The sequence below is a fragment of the Pedobacter sp. WC2501 genome, from assembly GCF_052682415.1.
In genome coordinates, this window is sequence record NZ_JBQZFI010000001.1 from 958,947 (window position 1) to 977,952 (window position 19,006).

Sequence of the window (19,006 nt, forward strand, 5' to 3'; positions counted from 1 at the left end):
GATTTTGGGGAAATTTTCTACAAAAACAACGTAAGCGGTAATAATATATACCATTTTTTAGCCTAAAGCAGGCAAAAATTAACATTTTGAATGTATAAACAGCATGAGTACGACTTAAAAAAACTGTGCCAAAAAAGATCAATATAATGTAAATTACAATTATTACTACGAAGAAAAGGGCTACAGTTTGGCGATAACCTCTTTATTAACAAATGCAATTACGAGGTCTATAATAACAATCGGTATTTAAGGAAGATCTTCTAGAGATCCTGTTTATGAAATCGGCTGCAGGAAAATTTCCTTCATCAGGTGTACCGAAATAAATAAGGGCTGTCCGAAAAGATCGGACAGCCCTCTAGCGTCTTATAAATAAAATTATGGAAAGCCTTCTAAAACGACCGCGATATAGCAGAACCGCTTAAAATTGTATTTCTGTTATCAAAACGTTATTCCCTTTTAAAACTTATCCCAGAATAACTTAGTTGTAACATTGTCACCACCAATCTTTGCAGCCGCTGCAGCCCTGTTGATATTATTTACATTTTGTTCTTTAACAGGATAAGTAAACCTCACTGGAAAATCAGTCAATGCATCAGCGGCTGGTTCCAGCTGAGGAAAATCTAACCTCCTCTGTTCCACCCAGGCATCCATACCCCTGTTGTACAAAGCGATCCATTTTTGTGTGCCAATCTTCTGCTTCCATGTTCCTGTTGCAGTAGAATAGGCCACAGCAGGCTGAGCTAAATAAGTTGCAGCACTGGCTTGTGTTCCGCCCCAATCTAAAATTGATGCCGTAACAGCGTTAGAATAAAATGTTGCAGCCGTTCCGCTTACACTATAACCTCTTTCTACGGCTTCTGCCAATAAAAACTGAACTTCAGCAACATCAATTAATGCTCCTGGAAAATCAGGTTTGGTAATGTTAACAGCGGGTGCCGAAAAATTCGCATAAGGACTACTCTCTCCCGGATTTCCACCAGAATACATACCATTCCCATCTAAAGTAAAAAAGAAAGGTCTTCTTGGGTCAGCCAGGTTATTCATTTCAGTAGTTAGCGTATTGTTTGCTACAAAATCTAAACGGCCACTTTGCACTAAATCGACCCAAATTGGATTTGTGTTGGGTGTGATTGTAGTGTAAGGATATCGCGCATTATCTGTATTCCCGGTTGTAAAAGTAAACACGCCTGAAGCTACAGCACTTTCTGCTGCAGCTTTTGCCGTAGCATTGTCAGCATCTGCTATAGTTAGGGCAATTTTTAATTTCAAAGAATTTGCCATTTTTTTCCAGCTTTGTGCATTTCCTGCGTAAATGGCATCAGCAGAACCTAAAGATGTAGATGATACATCAAGTGCAGTAATGTCTCCATCCAGCCTCCTCAACAAATCTTTGAAAGAGGTAAGTCCATCATCGTATTTCGGAAAGGTATTATCAATTTTTAATGCATCCGCATACGGAACATCACCAAATGTGGTCAAGAGGTAGTACCAGGTATAAACTTCCATGATATCAGTTATGGCCAGTTGATTTTTAAGATCTACAGCAGATTTTCCTTCTGTAGCAGCCACTGTCTTCGATTCGCTGAAATTTTTCAATACATCCCTGTAAAATGCATTCCATAAATTATCAGGTATTGTTCTGGTTTGTAAATCATATTGACTTTCGTCTATATATGTTGTTTCCTGCCATTGCTGTTCAATTAATCTGAATATGTTTAAATTCACACTAGATGAAGTTACGGTATTAACTAATCTGCGCTGGGCATTTGTAAATAGAGAAGCGGAAGATACGGTTAATGGCCGCTTCGGATCTACATTTACAGTAGTTACATCCTTTTTGCAGGCTCCAATCAGCAGCACTGCAACCAAGGCTAAAAATATCTTTTTCATATTGTTGTTCGTTAAAATCTAACTTTTAAATTAAAGGCAAAACTCCTCACACTTGGGTAAGACCCTACCTGGTATCCCTGAACGTTACCAAAGCTTAATCCATCTTCCGGATCAGCATTTGGCAGGTTTTTATGAATAATCCACAGGTTTCTTCCAATCAAAGAAAGATCAACGCCTTTAACCGGACCGAATTTACTTACCAAAGTTTTAGGTAATGAATAGCCCAAAACCACTTCTCTTAGTTTGATAAAACTTGCATCATAAACAAACGCTGCTGCTGGCAAGCGCCTGTAACCGTAAGAACCATATTCAGCGTTTGTAACCCTTGTGGTGTTAGGTGTTCCATCAGCTTTAACACCTGGATTAATAAAACCACCACCCTGACTAATTTCATTACGAGATGGGTTACCAAGATCATTCAAACCTACTGTTTCTACGTAACCACCTGTTGCTAATCCATAATATTGGTCAAGTGAGAACACACTTCCTCCATGCCTCATATCAATTAGGAAGCTTAAATTGAAATCTTTATAACGGAAACTATTATTGATACCACCAATCCATTTAGGATTCATGTTTCCAATCACTTCATTAGAAGTTTCAGACTGTGCATATCTGCCATTTGCTAAAACAACTTTTTCTCCATTAAGATAAACAAAGTTTTTACCTCTTATGGTTCCATATGGCTGATCAAGTGTAGCATTAACACTCACACCACCCTGAAAACTTTGTATTAATAAGTTCTGCGCTTCGTTACCAGTGGCATCTTTAAATAATTCAGTAACCTTATTACTGTTTTTTGTCCAGTTTACATTAATCTTCCATTCAAAGTCGCTTGTTTTAAATGGTGTTCCATTTAATGACAACTCTACACCTTGATTAATAACACTTCCAGAGTTTAAATATTGTGAATTATAGCCTGTTGAAGTAGAAAGACTAACAGGAATGATTTGATTTACCGTTTTCGTATTATAATAGGTGAAGTCAATACCAACTCTGTTATTTAAAAATGAGGCTTCTAGTCCAACTTCTTTACTCTTTGTTTTTTCAGGTTTAAGATTCGGATTATTTTTTGTTGTGGGCACGCCAGTTTGTGCACGTCCGTTAATTGGCGTAATAAGTGAATAGGTATCTAACAAGCTATAAACTGGTGCATCAGATCCAACCTCTGCATAGTTGGCACGCAGCTTTCCATATGATAACCATTTATAATCTTTCAGCATCTCTGAAAAAGTGTAACCCAACGAAACAGAAGGGTAATAATATGCATTGTTTGCTTTTGGTAACGTAGAAGAAACATCTCTTCTGATGGTTGCATCAACCGTCAACATATTTTTATAAGTGAAAGATGCTCCACCAAACAAACCGTGAACTTCTCTATTTTGATCCAATTCTACGGGAGCTTCGATAGGATTAGATGAGTTACTTAAAGAATAAATGCCAGGAATACCTAAACCTCCATTAGTTATTGCATAAGTAGATTGTGTTCTTTGCTTTCTGATGTTCAATCCTAATAATCCTTTAAAATTTAGATCTTTAGAAATATCTTTATCAAAATTGGCTAAGAAATCAATATTACTTTCTTTATAATCTTCCAGATATTTAGAATAAAAAGGTACATCCAAACTTCCTATGGCTTGTCTTTCTTCCTGTATCTGATTATAAGTATCCATTGAATATCGACCTAATAAGTTTAACCAACTTGTTACCTTATAATTTAAGTTAACATTTCCTAAATAGCGGTTACGGGTATCAGTTTCGTAATTCTCATATCTGGCAAAATATGGGTTATCCCAATAAATCGGCTTCGAACCTGTTAAGTCAGACCAATTCCAGGTTACATTTTTACCAGTCCTTTGGTAAGCTTGTTCCAATTCTTTAACATCTACGTTGGTTTGCCACCATTGCCTGAAGTTAGTGGCAGGATTATAAACACCATTTCCGTTATAACCCGTTCCATACCTTCCTTTACCATCAACATTAAAGTAATTTACATCAGCTCCTGCTGTTAATTTATCGGTAATGTTATAAGTTGCACCAAAGTTGAATACATTTTTCTGAATTCTTGAATTTGGAAGTATCCCATTCTGATCATCTCTGTTAAAACCAAGTTTAATACTACCCTTATCATAGCTATTGGTTAACATAATACTTTGATTGTTAGAAACTGGTCTTTCGAAAAAAGTAGTTGGATCATTAGCCGCAGCTACCCATGGTGTAGCTTTTTTATAGTTTGGAGAAGATGGATCGAAGGCGTCCCATTGGTATACCAACAAATTTGGATCAAATTTACCTCCATAAGAAGCATCTTCGGTTAGCGGCGCAACCAAATCAGGGATTCCATCGCCATTAATGTCTGAAGAGTTGAAGTAGGAGTCTCCATTTGGGCCATAATAGGGGCCATAACCACCTCCATATTGTTTTTGATATTTCGGAAAAGTTGTTTTATCGATTACAGAATAATTAACGCCTGCATTAACCGTAATATTCAGACCAGATTTTCCCTTTTTAGTCGTAATTAAAATTACGCCATTACTACCTCTTGAACCATAAAGTGCAGATGCAGCAGCCCCCTTTAATACTGTAATATTTTCTACATCATCAGGGTTGATGTCTGATGCCGGATTACCATAATCATAACCACCACCACCACTTGCCTGACCGGTAGTATTCATATTGTTATTGGCTACCGGAACGCCATCAATTACAAAAAGGGCCTGATTATTACCTGTAATGGATTTTACACCACGTACTACAATATTGGTAGAGCCACCCATCGTATTATTTTGACGAATTTCCAATCCGGATACTTTCCCTGATAAACTGCTTCCAATATTAGGAGACCTGTTTTCACTTACCGCTGTACCATCAAGTGTTTGGGCAGCATAAGCTACTTCATTTCTTTTACGTTGAATTCCCAATGCAGTAACCACTACCTCTCCTAAAATTTTAGCATCAGGTGATAATACAACATTGATAACATCCGCACTTCCGATGGGCTTAGGTTGCGAGGCAAATCCAATGGAGGAAAATTCTAATGTTTTTGCATCTGATGCTACTTTGATGGCATATTTACCACTTGCATCAGTTGAGGTGCCCCCTGTGGCTCCCTGAATTTTTACGCTTACTCCAGGGATTGGCAGTTTGTCTTCTGAAGACGTAACTGTTCCGGTGATAGTTCGATCCTGTGCCAATGCCGCTAGTGCAAAAAACATACAGATGAACAAACTCGGTAAAAGTTTTTTCATAATTAAGAAATAGATTAGTTAATGTTCGACTAATCTAAGCGTTAAGATTCAGTTAAAAAATTTTTTTTTAACAAATTTTAACAAACAAACACCTAAAAAAATCAAACACTTGATATTCAGATCGATAATACACTATAATTTTACTTAAAAAACAAAAATAAAATCATAAATAGTATTTATCATACATAAATAACCTAAAAATGTATGTTTTTTTAAGGTTAAAAAACCATGAAAAACAACAAAACAATATCAAAGCATCAAAAAACCACCCACACACAATGAAAATCAGTAAAAAAAGACATGAATATCATGGGTTTTTCTTCACAAAACACAAAAAACCACCAAAACACTATAAAAAACCAGTAAAAAAACCTAAAACACGCTAATAATTAAAAAAATATTCATGTGAAGTTAAATTCGAGTTACTTTGGCAAAAAAAATGGAAATTCCAATTGACTATTTTCATCGCTAACCGATCCGAGGATAGACCGAACTAAAGAGCATCTTTTAAAAGATATTATTTTCATTAAGATATTAGCCGTTATTTGCTGACCTTAGAATTGGAATGAGATAGCGTCCTGCGGGGAATCAAAACAAGAATGACTCTAAGATTAAAAGCCATTGCCTGCATGGAGAGTATCCGCTACCTCAAAGCTTTACAAACTGAACAAAAGAAATCGATATGATATTCAAGTCTGGATGCCGATGTCTTCAGGATAGCTCGTACGGTTTGTTATCACTGAGGGGATTGAAAAGTCACTGCATAAACTTTTTGATCTTACTTTCCTAAAAGATAGCAGCAGGATAGAGAATGCTGCTAAAAACTTTCTGTAATTTAAAGGATTGCCCTTAACCTGATCAAAAATGACATTATCAATGAGAGAAGCGTTAAAGGGAAAAGACTTATTGCAGGACGGGATAATGACCGTTTACTCAATATTCTCAAAAATTAAATGCGTTTGCCCATACAATAAACCTTATCCTTTATAAAAACAGATTATATATTGCTTGCACTAATAACTACAAAACAGGACATTTCCAAAAAGCGTCTTACCGCCTTCCCAAAAATTCCTGAAAAGAGGATCGTTAGCCAGATAAACTACCTGTCCACGTCCGAAATCTTGTACCCCGATTAAAAGACCGGTTTTAAGCTCTTCCCTTGCTTTTTTACCTACTACACCGGCCATTAAGCTTTTTTCGTTAATTAATCCCACATTCCAACCTTTAACAAAAGGCTCGTAGATCTTACGGTCTGTTTTTAAGCTATAATAGGCTTTACCCAAGCCATAAGAAAACGGGTGACTTGCATCGAGACTGACCCGGTAAATTGCACCCGGTATCGTCGTTTCGAAATCATCTTTATTCTTATTCTTGAAAAGCAGTTTATTTACTTCTGGCTTTTCATCCTTTTTTACAACAGCCTCCTTCTTTTTAATATCAAAACCTTTTTTGTCCAATACACTTTCGATGGCATCTTCCATTAAAATCAACCTTCCTCCCTTATTTAGCCATGCGCTTAAACCATCACCTATAAAAGGACTGTAACTTCCTTCAGGCAAAATCAAGGTATTTACCTTATTAATATCCAGATTATTCAGGTCTTTAGCATTAATAATACTGGGCGAAAGGTTTAAATCGTGTTCAAGAAAAAACCAGGCTTCGCCGAAAGCGAGTGAAGAAACCTCCATACCAGACACAATGGCAATTTTAGGCTGTTTTAACAAAGGGTAAACATTAGAACCAAAATCTTTCCCTTTTTCTACAAAACCACTACTAACAGCCTGTATTGGCATGTTCAAAGTTTTGGAGATAGATACAACCTTATCTTTCATCCCTTTTACCAGTCTTTCGTTTTCAGCCCTCAACACAATTAAGGTTCCGGCAGGATAGTCTTTACCATTTACGGCAAATGCCTGATCGGCTTGCCTCACTTTTATATTTTCTTTTTGTAGCGCTGTTAAAACCTGAACATCTTCGCTTGTTCCCCAACTAAATAACCAGGCCAGCGGTTTGTCAAGCTCATTATTGATTATTCTGGGCTCTTCAATTGCTGAATATTTCCCTTTAATACTTTCTTTACTGGCATAACCTTTTAATCCGTACACATAGGGGAAGGCCCAGGCCGTAATATCATAAGTATTAGAATCGGTTACAAAGGTTTGTGGCTCTAATAAAACGTTAGCCAAAACTGCTCTTGGTTGCTGAATGTTAACAATTAAATCATTTCGGGCAATGGTAAAATTTTCTTCCTTTTGGGTATCGTAATCGTAAGCTTTCCCGGTTTTATCTCCACCATAAGCAAATTCGATTTTATTTTTGGTTAACAGTTCTGCCAGTTTTTTTAAGCGTGACAAATTAGTCGCTTTTATAATATAACTCTTATAAACACCCGGACTACTGGCTAATTCTTGTTGGAAATACTTTTTATACTCTTCTAATAATTTACTATGATTTAAGGAAGTTACTTCAAGCGTCGACATTCCTGTTGTAAAGTGATGTGCGATGCGGTCTTTCAAGGTTAACGTATCGCCATCGTTGGTTACCACTGATAAGCCGGCCCTGATTCCGCCCTGCTCATAGGTCATACCTATTGATCCATTATACAAAGGATAAGTATCGCCATAAGAGGGATAAAGCAGATCGAAACGCTCTTTGGTGAAATATTGCCAGCCTTCGGCATCAAAGTATTTGGCATTGTTTTTACCAACAACTACCTGGAAACTTTTTTGCCATGGTGTAATGTCCTGATGAACTGGCTCTGCTGCTGGTGCAAAATAGTAAGGCTCATTATAACCCTGTTCATGAAAATCAACATGCACTTGCGGCATCCATTGGTTATATAAGGCCAACCTTTGCTGGCTCTCAATTTGTGTTTGCCAGGCCCAGTCGCGGTTTAAATCGAAATAATAATGATTTGGTCTGCCGCCCGGCCATGGCTCAATGTGCTCTCTTGACAATGGGTCGGAATTGGGTGTTTTACCTACCACACTATTAAAATAATTCACATAACGGTCTCTTCCATCTGGATTTAAACAAGGGTCTATTACCACAACTGTATTTTTAAGCCAATCAGTTGCAGGCTTATTATTGCCCGAAACCAAGGTATAGAGCATCTTCATGGCGGTTTCAGTTGAGTTTGCCTCATTACCATGCACATTATAACTTAACCAAAGTATAGCAGGCTGATTGGTTAAATCGACACTATTATTGGTTCCGGTTGCCAGAATTAAATTGTTGTTCCTGATCTGTTCCAGTTTCGTTATGTTTTCTGGCGAAGAAATAAGTGCAACCATTAACGGCCTGCCCTCATTGGTTTTGCCATATTCTATAAGCTTCATGTTTTTAGCAGAAGCCGCAGCAGTTTGCCTAAAATACTCAGCTACTTTATGGTGTGGGGTAAAGTGCGAACCTAATTCGTAACCCAAAAAATCGTCGGGACTTTTTATTTGGCCATAAACACTTATATTAATAAATAAAGCGATGCTGAACAGAACGTATCTCATGAAAAAATAATTGTTTAACCAATAATACACAAAATATTCTTGATTTTGAACAGCTGCATTTATATCATTTTGTGTTCAATTACCGCTTTCTGAATAAAAATAAAGCTCCCATTGCCGGAAGCTTTATTTTATTATACAATCAGATCATACAGCAATGCTAAATGGAACAGCTGTATGAAAGCTAAATCTAATTAGCCCACCAAACTTTTGTTGAAGTAGCAATACTTTGCTGTGGTTGCGGATTTGAGGTGATTTCTTGTGAAGGATAAGGAAAACGTTGTGGGATATATGGCTTAAAGGCATTCGGTACCACAGATAAACTTGGATACCCTGTTCTGCGCCAATCGTTATACACTTCAAGAGATAAAAAATCGGCAATATATTTTTCACTAATTATTGTTTTTAAAGGAGCTGAAGGATCAAGTGTTGCATGGGCAGCAAGATAGGTAGCCTTATCTGCAGCAGGTACCTTTAACATATCCATGTGTGCTGCAATGGCACTGTTATATATTGGCGTTGCAGCAGCTGCTCCCGATTTATAAAGCGTAGCCTCTGCTTTAATAAATAATGCTTCTGCATAAGTAGCCAGATATACTGGGGCTGCCTGTGCTATTTTTTGTTTATTCTCATCTCCATCAACATACCCTCCATAAAAGATACCTACTGTAGCATAAGTGGCCGGATCTGTTGCGGCAGCTGTACCACTTGTTCTTCCAACATAGTCATTACCCGATCCTGGGGTTGCCATTATTTGCAGACGAGGATCGTTATTTAAGTTTAACATATCGACAAAATTTGAAGATAAAACAACGCCACCAGCTCCTGGCAGAGTATTCTGATACCAAGGGTTTTCAGCCTTTGCACCACCAGCATAGGTTATTTTTGCATTATCATCATTTGAAGTAAAACCATTTTGAAGTGCAGTAAGCGCCAAGTCTGCTTGAGTAGCTGCACTATAGCCTGCTGCTTTGCTTAAACGCAGATAATATCTTGCTTTTAGGGTATAGGCAAATTTCTTCCACGCATCTAAATCTCCACCATAAATAAGGTCATCACCTCCCATAGCCTTATTTGTGTTTGGTGTATTTAACTTTACAATAGCGTCATCGAGCGTTGTTTGAATAACCTTATATATACTTTCTTGCGAATCGTAAACTGGCTTAAGTCCATCCAAAGCATTAAATGCCTGCGTGTAAGGTATATCGCCCCATAAGTCAGTACAAACAGCTAAGTTATAAGCCAATAATATTTTGCCTACGCCCGAATAACTGGTGTTATTTTTCTTATCAGCATCACTAATCATGTTACGCAAATTGTAAAAAATTGCAGGATAAAGATCGAAACTCCAGGTATTGTTTACATCTGTTGGGGTAATGCGATAAGTATCAATATTTGGCGATTCTTGGTTTAGTGCCAATTGTTGTGTCCAATAAGCTGTAGTAACCGATGGATAACCAGCGGCAATTTGCGTAGTGGTATAAAGTTCGACTGGGGTTAAGATTAACGATTCCTGTACTTTTAATGGATTATTGGGGTCTTGATTAATATCAAGAAATTTTTTACAGCTGCCGAATGAAAGTAGCAATAAAGTGGCTATTGAATAATATATAATTTTCATGTTCTTCTAGATTAAAAGGTTGCTTTTATTGCAAAATTATAACTCCTGTTTGTTGGGGTAACAAAATTGGTAAAACTTGCGCCATTACCTGTTCCATACAAGCTCACTTCTGGATCCGAACCCGTATAATGAGGGGCGTAAATCCATAAGTTTCTGCCTGTAGCCGCAATGCTCAATCCTTTAAATGGTGTTTTCTTTAAGACTGCTGGATTAAAAGCATAAGATAAGGTTACCTGTCTTAATTTATAATAAGTACCATCTTCAACACCTGTTTCATCAACAACGCTTTCATTGTTTTGGTAATACCCTTGGTCGAGCTTAGCTACAGTTGTATTTACAGCACCATCGCTTTCTCTAATCCCATCAAATATCTTAGTTGCTGTTCTATCTTCAGTTTTTTTGGTTGTACCATAAAAATCTAAATAATGACCATCTAAATTATATACGTCTCCACCATAGCGCATATCAAATACAGCAGATAAACTAAATGCTTTGTAAGTGAAACTTGTTGTTAGCCCTGCATTCCACTTTGGAGTTGTATTTCCAATTACACCAAGTTGATCATCAATGATTGGATAACCTTCATCATCAATCAACATTTTACCATCATTATTTCTTTTATACCTTGAACCGAATATTACTCCATAAGGTTGGTTTTTATAGGCAAAAATACCTGGATTTGTAAATCCGGCAAACTGGATATTATCTAAGTCTTTACCCAGTTCTGTAACTTCATTTTTAATTTTAGAGAAGTTAAGGCCAATATTCCAGGTAATATTTTTTGTTTTAACAGGTGTGCCGTTAAGAATTAATTCAATCCCCCTATTATACATGCTGGCAGCATTAATTGTTGCTGCATTAAAGCCAGAAGAAGGTGTGATTGGTGTAGTAGTAATTAAATCAATACTTTTTTTATCAAAATAAGTAGCCTCGATACTCAATCTACTTTTAAACATCTTTAATTCCAGACCCGTTTCGAATTCCTTTAAACCCTCATTTTTTAAATTAGGATCGCCATAAGTATTAGTCATTAAAAACCCGTTGTTTTTATCGTAAGGGAATTCGATATTCGAAATTATAGGATGTAGATAAGGTGTAGTTAGTGCGTAAGGCCCTACATTATCATTTCCTACATAGGAATACGACACCCGGATTTTACCAAAATTCAAAACAGCATTGTCCTCTAAATGAAGGGGTTCAGTAAAAATAAAGGCTGCAGATGCTGAACCGTAAGGATAATAGTTTTTATCTTGACTTAAGACCGAGGTCCCATCGTATCTACCCGTTAAAGACAAGGATATCATTCTTTTATATTCGGTAGTTAACTGGGCATAATAACCAACTTTTCTATTGGTATAATTATTTATTGATGATAATTGGGTAGAAGCATTGTTAATATTGTAAAAATCAGCCGCTGATAAACCTACTCCCTTATCAAACACAACCCGCTGAGAGTTGCTCAGAATGTTGTTACCAACAAGGATACTACCAAACCAATCCTCATTAAAGTTCTTTTTGGCCTCAACAATAATATCATTGTTAAACTGTTTGTAGTTGATTTCGCGATTATACATCTTGCCATCAGCAGATTCTCCACCCACTATCCCTTGTGCTTCATGGTAGTTACTGGCGTCATTGTAAATATCAGCACCGCCACGCTCGGTTATGGTTAACCATGGTAAAGGATTATAACTTACAGTAAGCACTGGTAAAAAACGGTTAACTGCAGAAACAAACTTGGTATTATCTACCAGCCAGTATGGATTATTTCTGGCCGCCCGGTATACGCGCTGAGAACCATCAGGATTTGTTGTTGGAAAAGGATTCCATGAGATAGGAGCAGCATAAACGGTCCAATATGGGCTAGCAAATCCATTACCTTCAGCCAAACGATCGTTTACAGAATTAACATAGTTAAACTGACCGGTAAGCGTAATGTCTTTTGTAATTTTATTAGAAAACTTTGTAAATAGTGAATGTCGGCCAAAATCCGTTGACGGCACAGTTCCATTCGTTTTTAGATAAGAATAGGAAACCAGGTAAGTAGAATTATCTGTTGAACCATTTACCGCTAAGGTATTATCTGTTGTAAAACCTGTTTTGAAAAATTCTTTCCTAGGATCGTGCTTCTGTACAGGCTGCCCATTTACCATTAGGCCATCAATAAGTGGCCCCCATGAAGATGAACTTAACTCACCATTGTTCCCATCCACATAAACGCCATTACTACCTTGAGCGTACTTATCTTGAAATTCAGGTAAAATCGGATTGTCAAACGTTACGCCAGAACTTAAGGTTACAGATGGCTTTCCTTTTCCTGTTTTTGTGGTAATAATAACAACACCTCTTGCCGCCGCTGCTCCATACAATGCACTTGCTGCGGCTCCTTTTAATATCGTTACGCTTTCAATAATGTTCGGATCGATATCAATGGCACGATTAGATGTCCCTCCGGCGCTTAATGCTCCGTCAGGATTGCCCGCTTCAGAATTATCGATAGGCACACCATCTAGAATAAAAAGTGCTCCATTTTCTCCCGTTAAGGATGTATTCCCACGAATTACAATTTTTGAAGATCCCCCCGCCGCGCCGCTGGAGTTCGTAATCTGAACACCTGCAACTTTACCAGCTAAGGCGTTAACCAGGTTATTTTCTTTCGCATCGACCAAAGCACCACCACTAACTTCCTGTGTAGAATAGGTTAGTGTACGTTTCTCTCTTTTTATGCCTAAAGCCGTAACAACCACCTCGCCTAAAACTTTAGAGTCGGTAGCCAGCATTACATTTATTACATTGGAAGCGCCTATGTTTACGGTTTGCGTGGAAAATCCGATAGATGAAAATTGTAAGCTCTTTGCCTCTAATGAAGTTTTTACGGAAAACTTCCCATCTGCTCCAGTTGACACACCTATATTAGTGCCAATTACTTTAATACTTACCCCAGGAATTGGTGTGCCATCATCTTTAGCAGTAACTTTACCCGTAATGGTTCTCTCTTGTGCTTTCGCAACAGATGCAAATAGCAATAGGACGAACAAACTTTGTAGTAGTTTCTTCATGATATAAATTAGTTTAGTTAAACAATGATTGAAAAGCGATGCTTAAAACAAGTGCAATTCGTTTATAAACAATGAATTTAAGGTGTTTTTGAAGGAAATTGATGAAGAAATAATGAAGATTGGAAAAAGAATGTTTTATTTGGACTTGATTCGTAATTTTACCTGCGCAATTCATTTGAAATGACAAATACAGAAACCCTTTATCAGCATTATTTACAGCATAAAATTATCTCTACCGATACCAGAAACATCACACCCGGTTGTCTCTTTTTTGCATTGAAAGGAGATCTTTTTAACGCTAATGAGTTTGCCGCCCAGGCTATTGAAAAGGGAGCAGCTTATGCAGTTGTAGATGAAGAAAAGTATGCAACGAACAGCCAATGCTTATTAGTAGAAGATGTATTAAGTACCTTGCAAGACCTCGCTCGCCATCACCGCAAACAACTTAACATTCCAGTTATTGGCTTAACAGGTAGCAATGGAAAAACCACGAGCAAAGAACTGGTAAATGCTGTTTTAGCCGAACGATACAAAACCTTTGCAACCTTTGGCAACCTGAATAATCATATTGGTGTTCCATTATCTATCTTATCCATTACCGATGAGGTTCAGGTTGCGGTAATTGAAATGGGTGCAAACCACCAAAAGGAAATAGAATTGCTTTGTACCATTGCACAGCCTACCCATGGCATTATTACCAATGTAGGCATGGCACATTTAGATGGCTTCGGTGGGTTTGAGGGGGTAAAAAAGGGAAAGGCTGAGCTTTACACCTATTTAAAAGAAACCCATGGATACACTTTTATCAATAGAGACAATCTACACTTACTTGAAATGAGCACTGCTGCAGGATTAAATAAACTGATTTATTACGGAACAGAAAACGGCAATACTATTAAAGGTACATTAAAAAGCAGCGACCCTTTTATCGAAGTGGATTGGACTAACCACGAGGTTTCGTCAGCCGTAAAAACCAATTTAACAGGTAGTTATAATTTTGAAAATATACTGGCAGCAATCTGTATAGGCGACTTCTTTGACATGAGTCCTGAAGAAATCAACACCGGTTTATCGAACTACCAGCCAAAAAACAACCGCTCGCAACTCACCAAAACTGAAAAAAATACAGTCATCTGCGATTTTTACAATGCCAATCCAAGCAGCATGACTGCGGCATTGAATAATATTACCGTGTTATCGGCCGATAAAAAAACAGCTATTCTGGGTGATATGTTCGAATTAGGACCAGAATCGGCTGGTCAGCATGAAATTATTGCGAAACAGGCGGCAGAAAGTGGTTTGGATCAGATCATTTTTATCGGAAAAGATTTTTATGCATTTAGAGATGCAATTAAAGGTGTGTTTTTCGAAACTCCAGACGAGGCAGCCACTTACTTGCAGGAAAATCCGGTTGAAGATCATTTGGTATTACTCAAAGGCTCGCGGGGAATGCAACTGGAAAGCCTGTTAAAATACCTATAACTTACTTGGAAAATTGAATTTCATACCTTTCACCAGTAATTTCTAAAAGTTCAGGTTTCATTTTATCCGGATAGCGAATCAGCAATATTCTTTTTAAACTTTTTGAGGTCCTAAAGATGTTTTATTTTTTGCTGGGATTGCAACAACTGTAGCTTGGTATACAAAAGAACCCGGATATTTTACCTTATTTACAAGATCCAATAATGAAACTTCTGAGAAATCTATATCAATGGTTTCGTTTGTTTTATTAGTCACTTTCACCTTTACACTAACAAAAGTATAGCCTTTAGCGACTATTCTGCTGTTTCCCGTGGCTTGCTGGCTTGCAGAACTCATTCCATAAACTTCATATTCAATATTATTTTTGTAATTGAAGTTGTTTTTGACTGGGCTAAGCTGGTAGATTTCTACACATGATGAAAGTGTTTAGATTAAACCCAAAAAGATTAATCTAAAAAGAGATGTTTTCACGAGTTATTAATTTCAATTGCTTAAGGATTCACTTACAGTTAAACCAACATCACTTACCTCTAAGAGTGGATTATCGCGCATATTCTGCTCAATTTCGATTTCAAACTTGCCATTTCTTGGAAAATGATAGTTGGTAAGCATGGGTAAGGTATAACTGAATACATTTCCGGAACCGCTACCCAGCCATTCGCCATCATTTTTGGCGAGTTTATACTGATAACGCCTGGTTATTACCTTTTTACCGTCTTTAAAATGAGCCAAAATAAATATATTGGCATATTTATAATCTGCGGTATGCCTAATCTTGAAGTAAATATTATAGGCTTTGGTATTGTCTTTTATTTCAAATGTAGTCGAAATATGGTTGCGGTAAGTCCATCGACGATCGGCAATCTCAACATTGCTGTCGATTAAGCTGGCCATGCAGCCCACAAATAGGGTAACCATTAATAAAAAGCCAATCGAAATTATCAGCTTTTTATTCAGCAGCAGGTTTATTTTCTGAGCCATTATTGTTGTTTCGGCGGTTATTATTTTTCCTACGGTTATTTCTATTCTTATTTTTGCTCTGTTCTGGCTTAACACCCTCTGCAGCTACATTTCCTTCAGCTTTCACTAATGGCTTTTGCGCTTGTGGCTGCTGTGGTTTTGGTTTATTATTTTGAGGTTTTGGCCCATTAACATGCTGTGGTTTTGGTACTGCCTGTTGCTGCGGCTTCTGCCCGTTAGGCTGTGGTTTCCCGCCTTGTTGGTTCTTCTGGCCGCTTTGCTGGGCTTGCTGTTGCTTAATAGGCGCAACATTCTTATCACCAGCAGGAATTCTTTCCCTCTTATTCTGGCTGTTGCTGCGGTTATTTTTCTGATTGTTGTTCCTGTTCTGGTTATTTTTACCTCGGGAACGTTCGTCCAAGCGGGTTAAACTATCCTGACCAACTACGTTTTCGTAATCAAAAGACTTTTCTACCACAACCGGCGCGGCAATCTGAACGGCCTCTTCTTTTAAGTTAGGTGCTTTTTTACCCGCCTTGTTCATCGCCATGATCTCTTTTACACGCACAGCTTTAACCGGGATCCAGTTTTCATCACCCTGATAACTGAACCACATGATTTTTTTGAAAATATCGGTTTTCTGGTGACGGGCATAACCAGCTTCAGTATCCAGGTTTTCGATTCTATCGGGAATATCTTTTAAAGCATCCAGGTAGGTATCTAACTCATAGTTTAAGCAGCATTTTAATTTACCGCACTGACCAGCAAGCTTTAACGTATTTAATGATAAATTTTGATAACGTGCCGCAGCAGTAGAAACGGTTTTAAAATTGGTTAACCAGGTAGAACAGCATAATTCGCGACCGCAAGAGCCAATTCCGCCTAAGCGGCCAGCTTCCTGGCGCATCCCAATCTGACGCATTTCAATACGGATACGGAAACTCTCGGCCATTTTTTTAATCAGCTCACGGAAATCCACACGTCCATCAGCCGTATAAAAGAAAGTGGCTTTGGTTTTATCGGCCTGATAATCTACATCACTGATTTTCATCTGCAAACGGAGATCCAATGCCAGTTTACGGGCTTTGTGCATAGTTTCCCATTCCATCCCTTTAGCTGCATTCCATTTCTCTACATCAGCTTCAGTAGCTTTACGGTAGATTTTTTTGGTTACCTGATCAAGTGCCGTTTTACGGCGTTTCATCTGGATCCTTACGAGTTCGCCCGTAAGCGAAACGTGCCCTACATCAAAGCCACCGGTTGGCCCTTCAACAGCAACAAGTTCTCCAATTTCCAGATAAATGTTATCGTTATTGAGGAAAAACTCTTTACGTGAGCCTTTAAATTTGATTTCGGTAACCTGAAAAGGTTTATAATTAGAAGGCATATCCAAATTAGACAGCCAATCGTGAACTTCCATTGTTTGGCAACCACCGGTGCCACATGAGCCATTACTTTTGCATCCATTAGGGGTGCAACCACCACCTGTTGAACAACTTCCACATCCCATATTAATTGTATATATATTGAGTCCCCGCAGGGAGCGTTTTAAACTTGATAATTTTTACCAATTGTAAAGATACATCTAAAAACAGAATTTTCGGGTTTGCGTTTCTTTCAATGTGGTAATGTGCCTTTTCCAGTTCGCCAATTATGGCTTCTGCCATAGGTAAGGTAAGCACGTGTGTACTGAGTTTTTTTGCGGTTTCAAAGGTCAGTGGGGGTAATTTCACCAATTCTTCGGCACCACTTAAAATTAAACAGCATTCGCGTAAATAATTTACGCCATATTTTAAAAAATTCTTCTGGTTTTCTCTTCCCCACTTAGCTGCCTCGTCGGTAAAATCGATTAAATCGGGCACTTTATTGCCAAATCCCATTCTTAACCAGGCCGTAAATGTACCAGAACTGTCGCTTTGCGTATCTGCAGCCAGGGCTTTTGCTTCAATTAAATTCCCATCCGCCAAAAAGGAATAATCAATAGCCTGATGCTCGGTTAATCCACTTGCATTTAATAAATATCTGGTTACCTCTTCTGATGAAAGCTTCGGAATCTTTACAATTTGCGTTCTGGATAAAATGGTGGTTAAAATCTGGTCCTGACTTTGGGCGATTAAAATAAACAAGGTATTTGCAGGCGGTTCTTCAATCAATTTAAGCAGCGCATTTCCGGCTTTATCCAGGTATTCGGGTAGCCACATGATTAAAACTTTAGTCTCCGCCTCAAAGGCTTTATAACTTAGTTTTTTAATAATATCATGGCACTCGGCGATGTTAATATTGGCCTGTTTATTGGCTGCATCGAGTTTAGAGCGCCAGATATCCATATCAAAATAAGGATCATGCATTAACATGCCCCGCCATTCTTCCAACACATCTACAGCAGTTTTTACACTGGCAGAAGCAAAAAACGGATAGGAGAAATGCAGATCGGGGTGAATGAGGCGTTCGTATTTTCTACAGCTTGAACACTCGCCACAGCTATCATTTTCACCTTTATTAAGGCAATTGATGTATTGTGCATAGGCAATAGCCAGGGGCACAGCGCCAGAACCAGCAGGCGACAAAAACAGTTGCGCATGGCTAATGCGGTTTTCCTTAACCGTTTGCACCAGTTGTTGCTTCACTCTTTCCTGTCCGATGATTTCTTTAAACTGCATTTGGTGCAAAATAAGAAATAGATATGAGATTCACACATTCGTCATCACGTTCTTACTTTTGAAATACACTTTTTGATGTTCCGGAAACCTTAGGAATTTAGATTGCCGGAATCATTTCAATAGATTTTTTCCGTTAATTGATGTGCCCACATTATTTTGAAAAGCAAGGTCCTGTGCGTTTTGGTTCCGAAGATCCTGCTATCGCTTCAAGTCCTCGCTACGCTGTGGGCTTTACGCTCTATCAGGTTTATTTAACTAAATCAGTAATTCTTCGGAACATCAAATAGCACACGCTGCAACTTTACCCAACCCGCACCGGTCTGCATCAACTAAACCTGATGGAAGCGGCAGCCCAATGTCATTTAGTTAAGGTTTTTAACCACAGATGGACACGGATTTTTATATCTGTGTCAATCCTTTTTTATCTGTAGCTAAATTATTTTCACCTGTGCCAATGGCTTAAATAACGACATTAAGCGGCAGCCCTAAAGCACAAAGGCTAAATCATACAGCAGGACAGGACATATCCAAGTAATACAGGTTTTGCTTTACAAAAAATAGAACAAATCAATTTTAAGTCAATAAC

General features: G+C 38.0%; 10 protein-coding genes and 1 pseudogene. 2 read left to right on the top strand and 9 right to left on the bottom strand.

From position 1 onward, the window contains the following. Nucleotides 1-456 precede the first annotated feature (456 nt). Nucleotides 457-1,890 (bottom strand): SusD/RagB family nutrient-binding outer membrane lipoprotein, encoded by a 1,434-nt coding sequence (locus tag ACUN24_RS04120; RefSeq protein WP_445561377.1) that lies wholly within the window; start codon nucleotides 1,888-1,890, stop codon nucleotides 457-459. An 11-nt stretch (nucleotides 1,891-1,901) separates the two neighbouring features. Further along, a complete protein-coding gene (locus tag ACUN24_RS04125; protein ID WP_445561378.1) occupies nucleotides 1,902-5,138 on the bottom strand; it encodes a SusC/RagA family TonB-linked outer membrane protein in 3,237 nt (1,078 codons plus the stop codon). Nucleotides 5,139-5,609: 471 nt separating this feature from the next. Between ACUN24_RS04125 and ACUN24_RS04130 the strand changes: the two are divergent. Further along, nucleotides 5,610-5,690 (top strand): annotated as a pseudogene (locus ACUN24_RS04130) (hypothetical protein); the annotation flags it as partial. Nucleotides 5,691-6,151: 461 nt separating this feature from the next. Here the strand turns inward: ACUN24_RS04130 and ACUN24_RS04135 are convergent. The 3 genes from ACUN24_RS04135 to ACUN24_RS04145 form a co-directional block, all read right to left on the bottom strand. Next, nucleotides 6,152-8,641, bottom strand: coding sequence for a M14 family metallopeptidase (locus tag ACUN24_RS04135; protein ID WP_445561379.1), 2,490 nt, complete (start codon nucleotides 8,639-8,641; stop codon nucleotides 6,152-6,154). Between the two features lie 187 nt (nucleotides 8,642-8,828). After that, the gene (locus ACUN24_RS04140; RefSeq protein WP_445561380.1) at nucleotides 8,829-10,259 is read right to left on the bottom strand and encodes a SusD/RagB family nutrient-binding outer membrane lipoprotein; all 1,431 of its coding nucleotides are present in this window, start codon (nucleotides 10,257-10,259) and stop codon (nucleotides 8,829-8,831) included. An 11-nt stretch (nucleotides 10,260-10,270) separates the two neighbouring features. Further along, on the bottom strand, nucleotides 10,271-13,318 hold the full coding sequence (locus ACUN24_RS04145) for a SusC/RagA family TonB-linked outer membrane protein (protein ID WP_445561381.1): 3,048 nt from the start codon (nucleotides 13,316-13,318) through the stop codon (nucleotides 10,271-10,273). A gap of 180 nt (nucleotides 13,319-13,498) precedes the next feature. Between ACUN24_RS04145 and ACUN24_RS04150 the strand changes: the two genes are divergently transcribed. Next, nucleotides 13,499-14,800 carry a UDP-N-acetylmuramoyl-tripeptide--D-alanyl-D-alanine ligase gene (locus tag ACUN24_RS04150; protein WP_445561382.1) on the top strand — a complete coding sequence of 434 codons (1,302 nt, stop codon included), beginning with the start codon at nucleotides 13,499-13,501 and terminating at the stop codon, nucleotides 14,798-14,800. A gap of 93 nt (nucleotides 14,801-14,893) precedes the next feature. Here ACUN24_RS04150 and ACUN24_RS04155 read toward each other — a convergent pair whose 3' ends face one another. From ACUN24_RS04155 to ACUN24_RS04170, 4 genes are all read right to left on the bottom strand, one after another. Continuing rightward, the gene (locus ACUN24_RS04155) at nucleotides 14,894-15,136 is read right to left on the bottom strand and encodes a hypothetical protein (protein ID WP_445561383.1); all 243 of its coding nucleotides are present in this window, start codon (nucleotides 15,134-15,136) and stop codon (nucleotides 14,894-14,896) included. Nucleotides 15,137-15,283: 147 nt separating this feature from the next. Then, nucleotides 15,284-15,781, bottom strand: coding sequence for a gliding motility lipoprotein GldH (locus tag ACUN24_RS04160; RefSeq protein WP_445561384.1), 498 nt, complete (start codon nucleotides 15,779-15,781; stop codon nucleotides 15,284-15,286). Next, on the bottom strand, nucleotides 15,750-17,270 hold the full coding sequence (gene ricT / locus ACUN24_RS04165) for a regulatory iron-sulfur-containing complex subunit RicT (protein WP_445561385.1): 1,521 nt from the start codon (nucleotides 17,268-17,270) through the stop codon (nucleotides 15,750-15,752). Before ricT ends, ACUN24_RS04160 begins: the two co-directional genes overlap by 32 nt. 1 nt (nucleotide 17,271) lies before the next feature. Further along, nucleotides 17,272-18,420, bottom strand: coding sequence for a DNA polymerase III subunit (locus tag ACUN24_RS04170; RefSeq protein ID WP_445561386.1), 1,149 nt, complete (start codon nucleotides 18,418-18,420; stop codon nucleotides 17,272-17,274). Nucleotides 18,421-19,006: the final 586 nt, after the last annotated feature.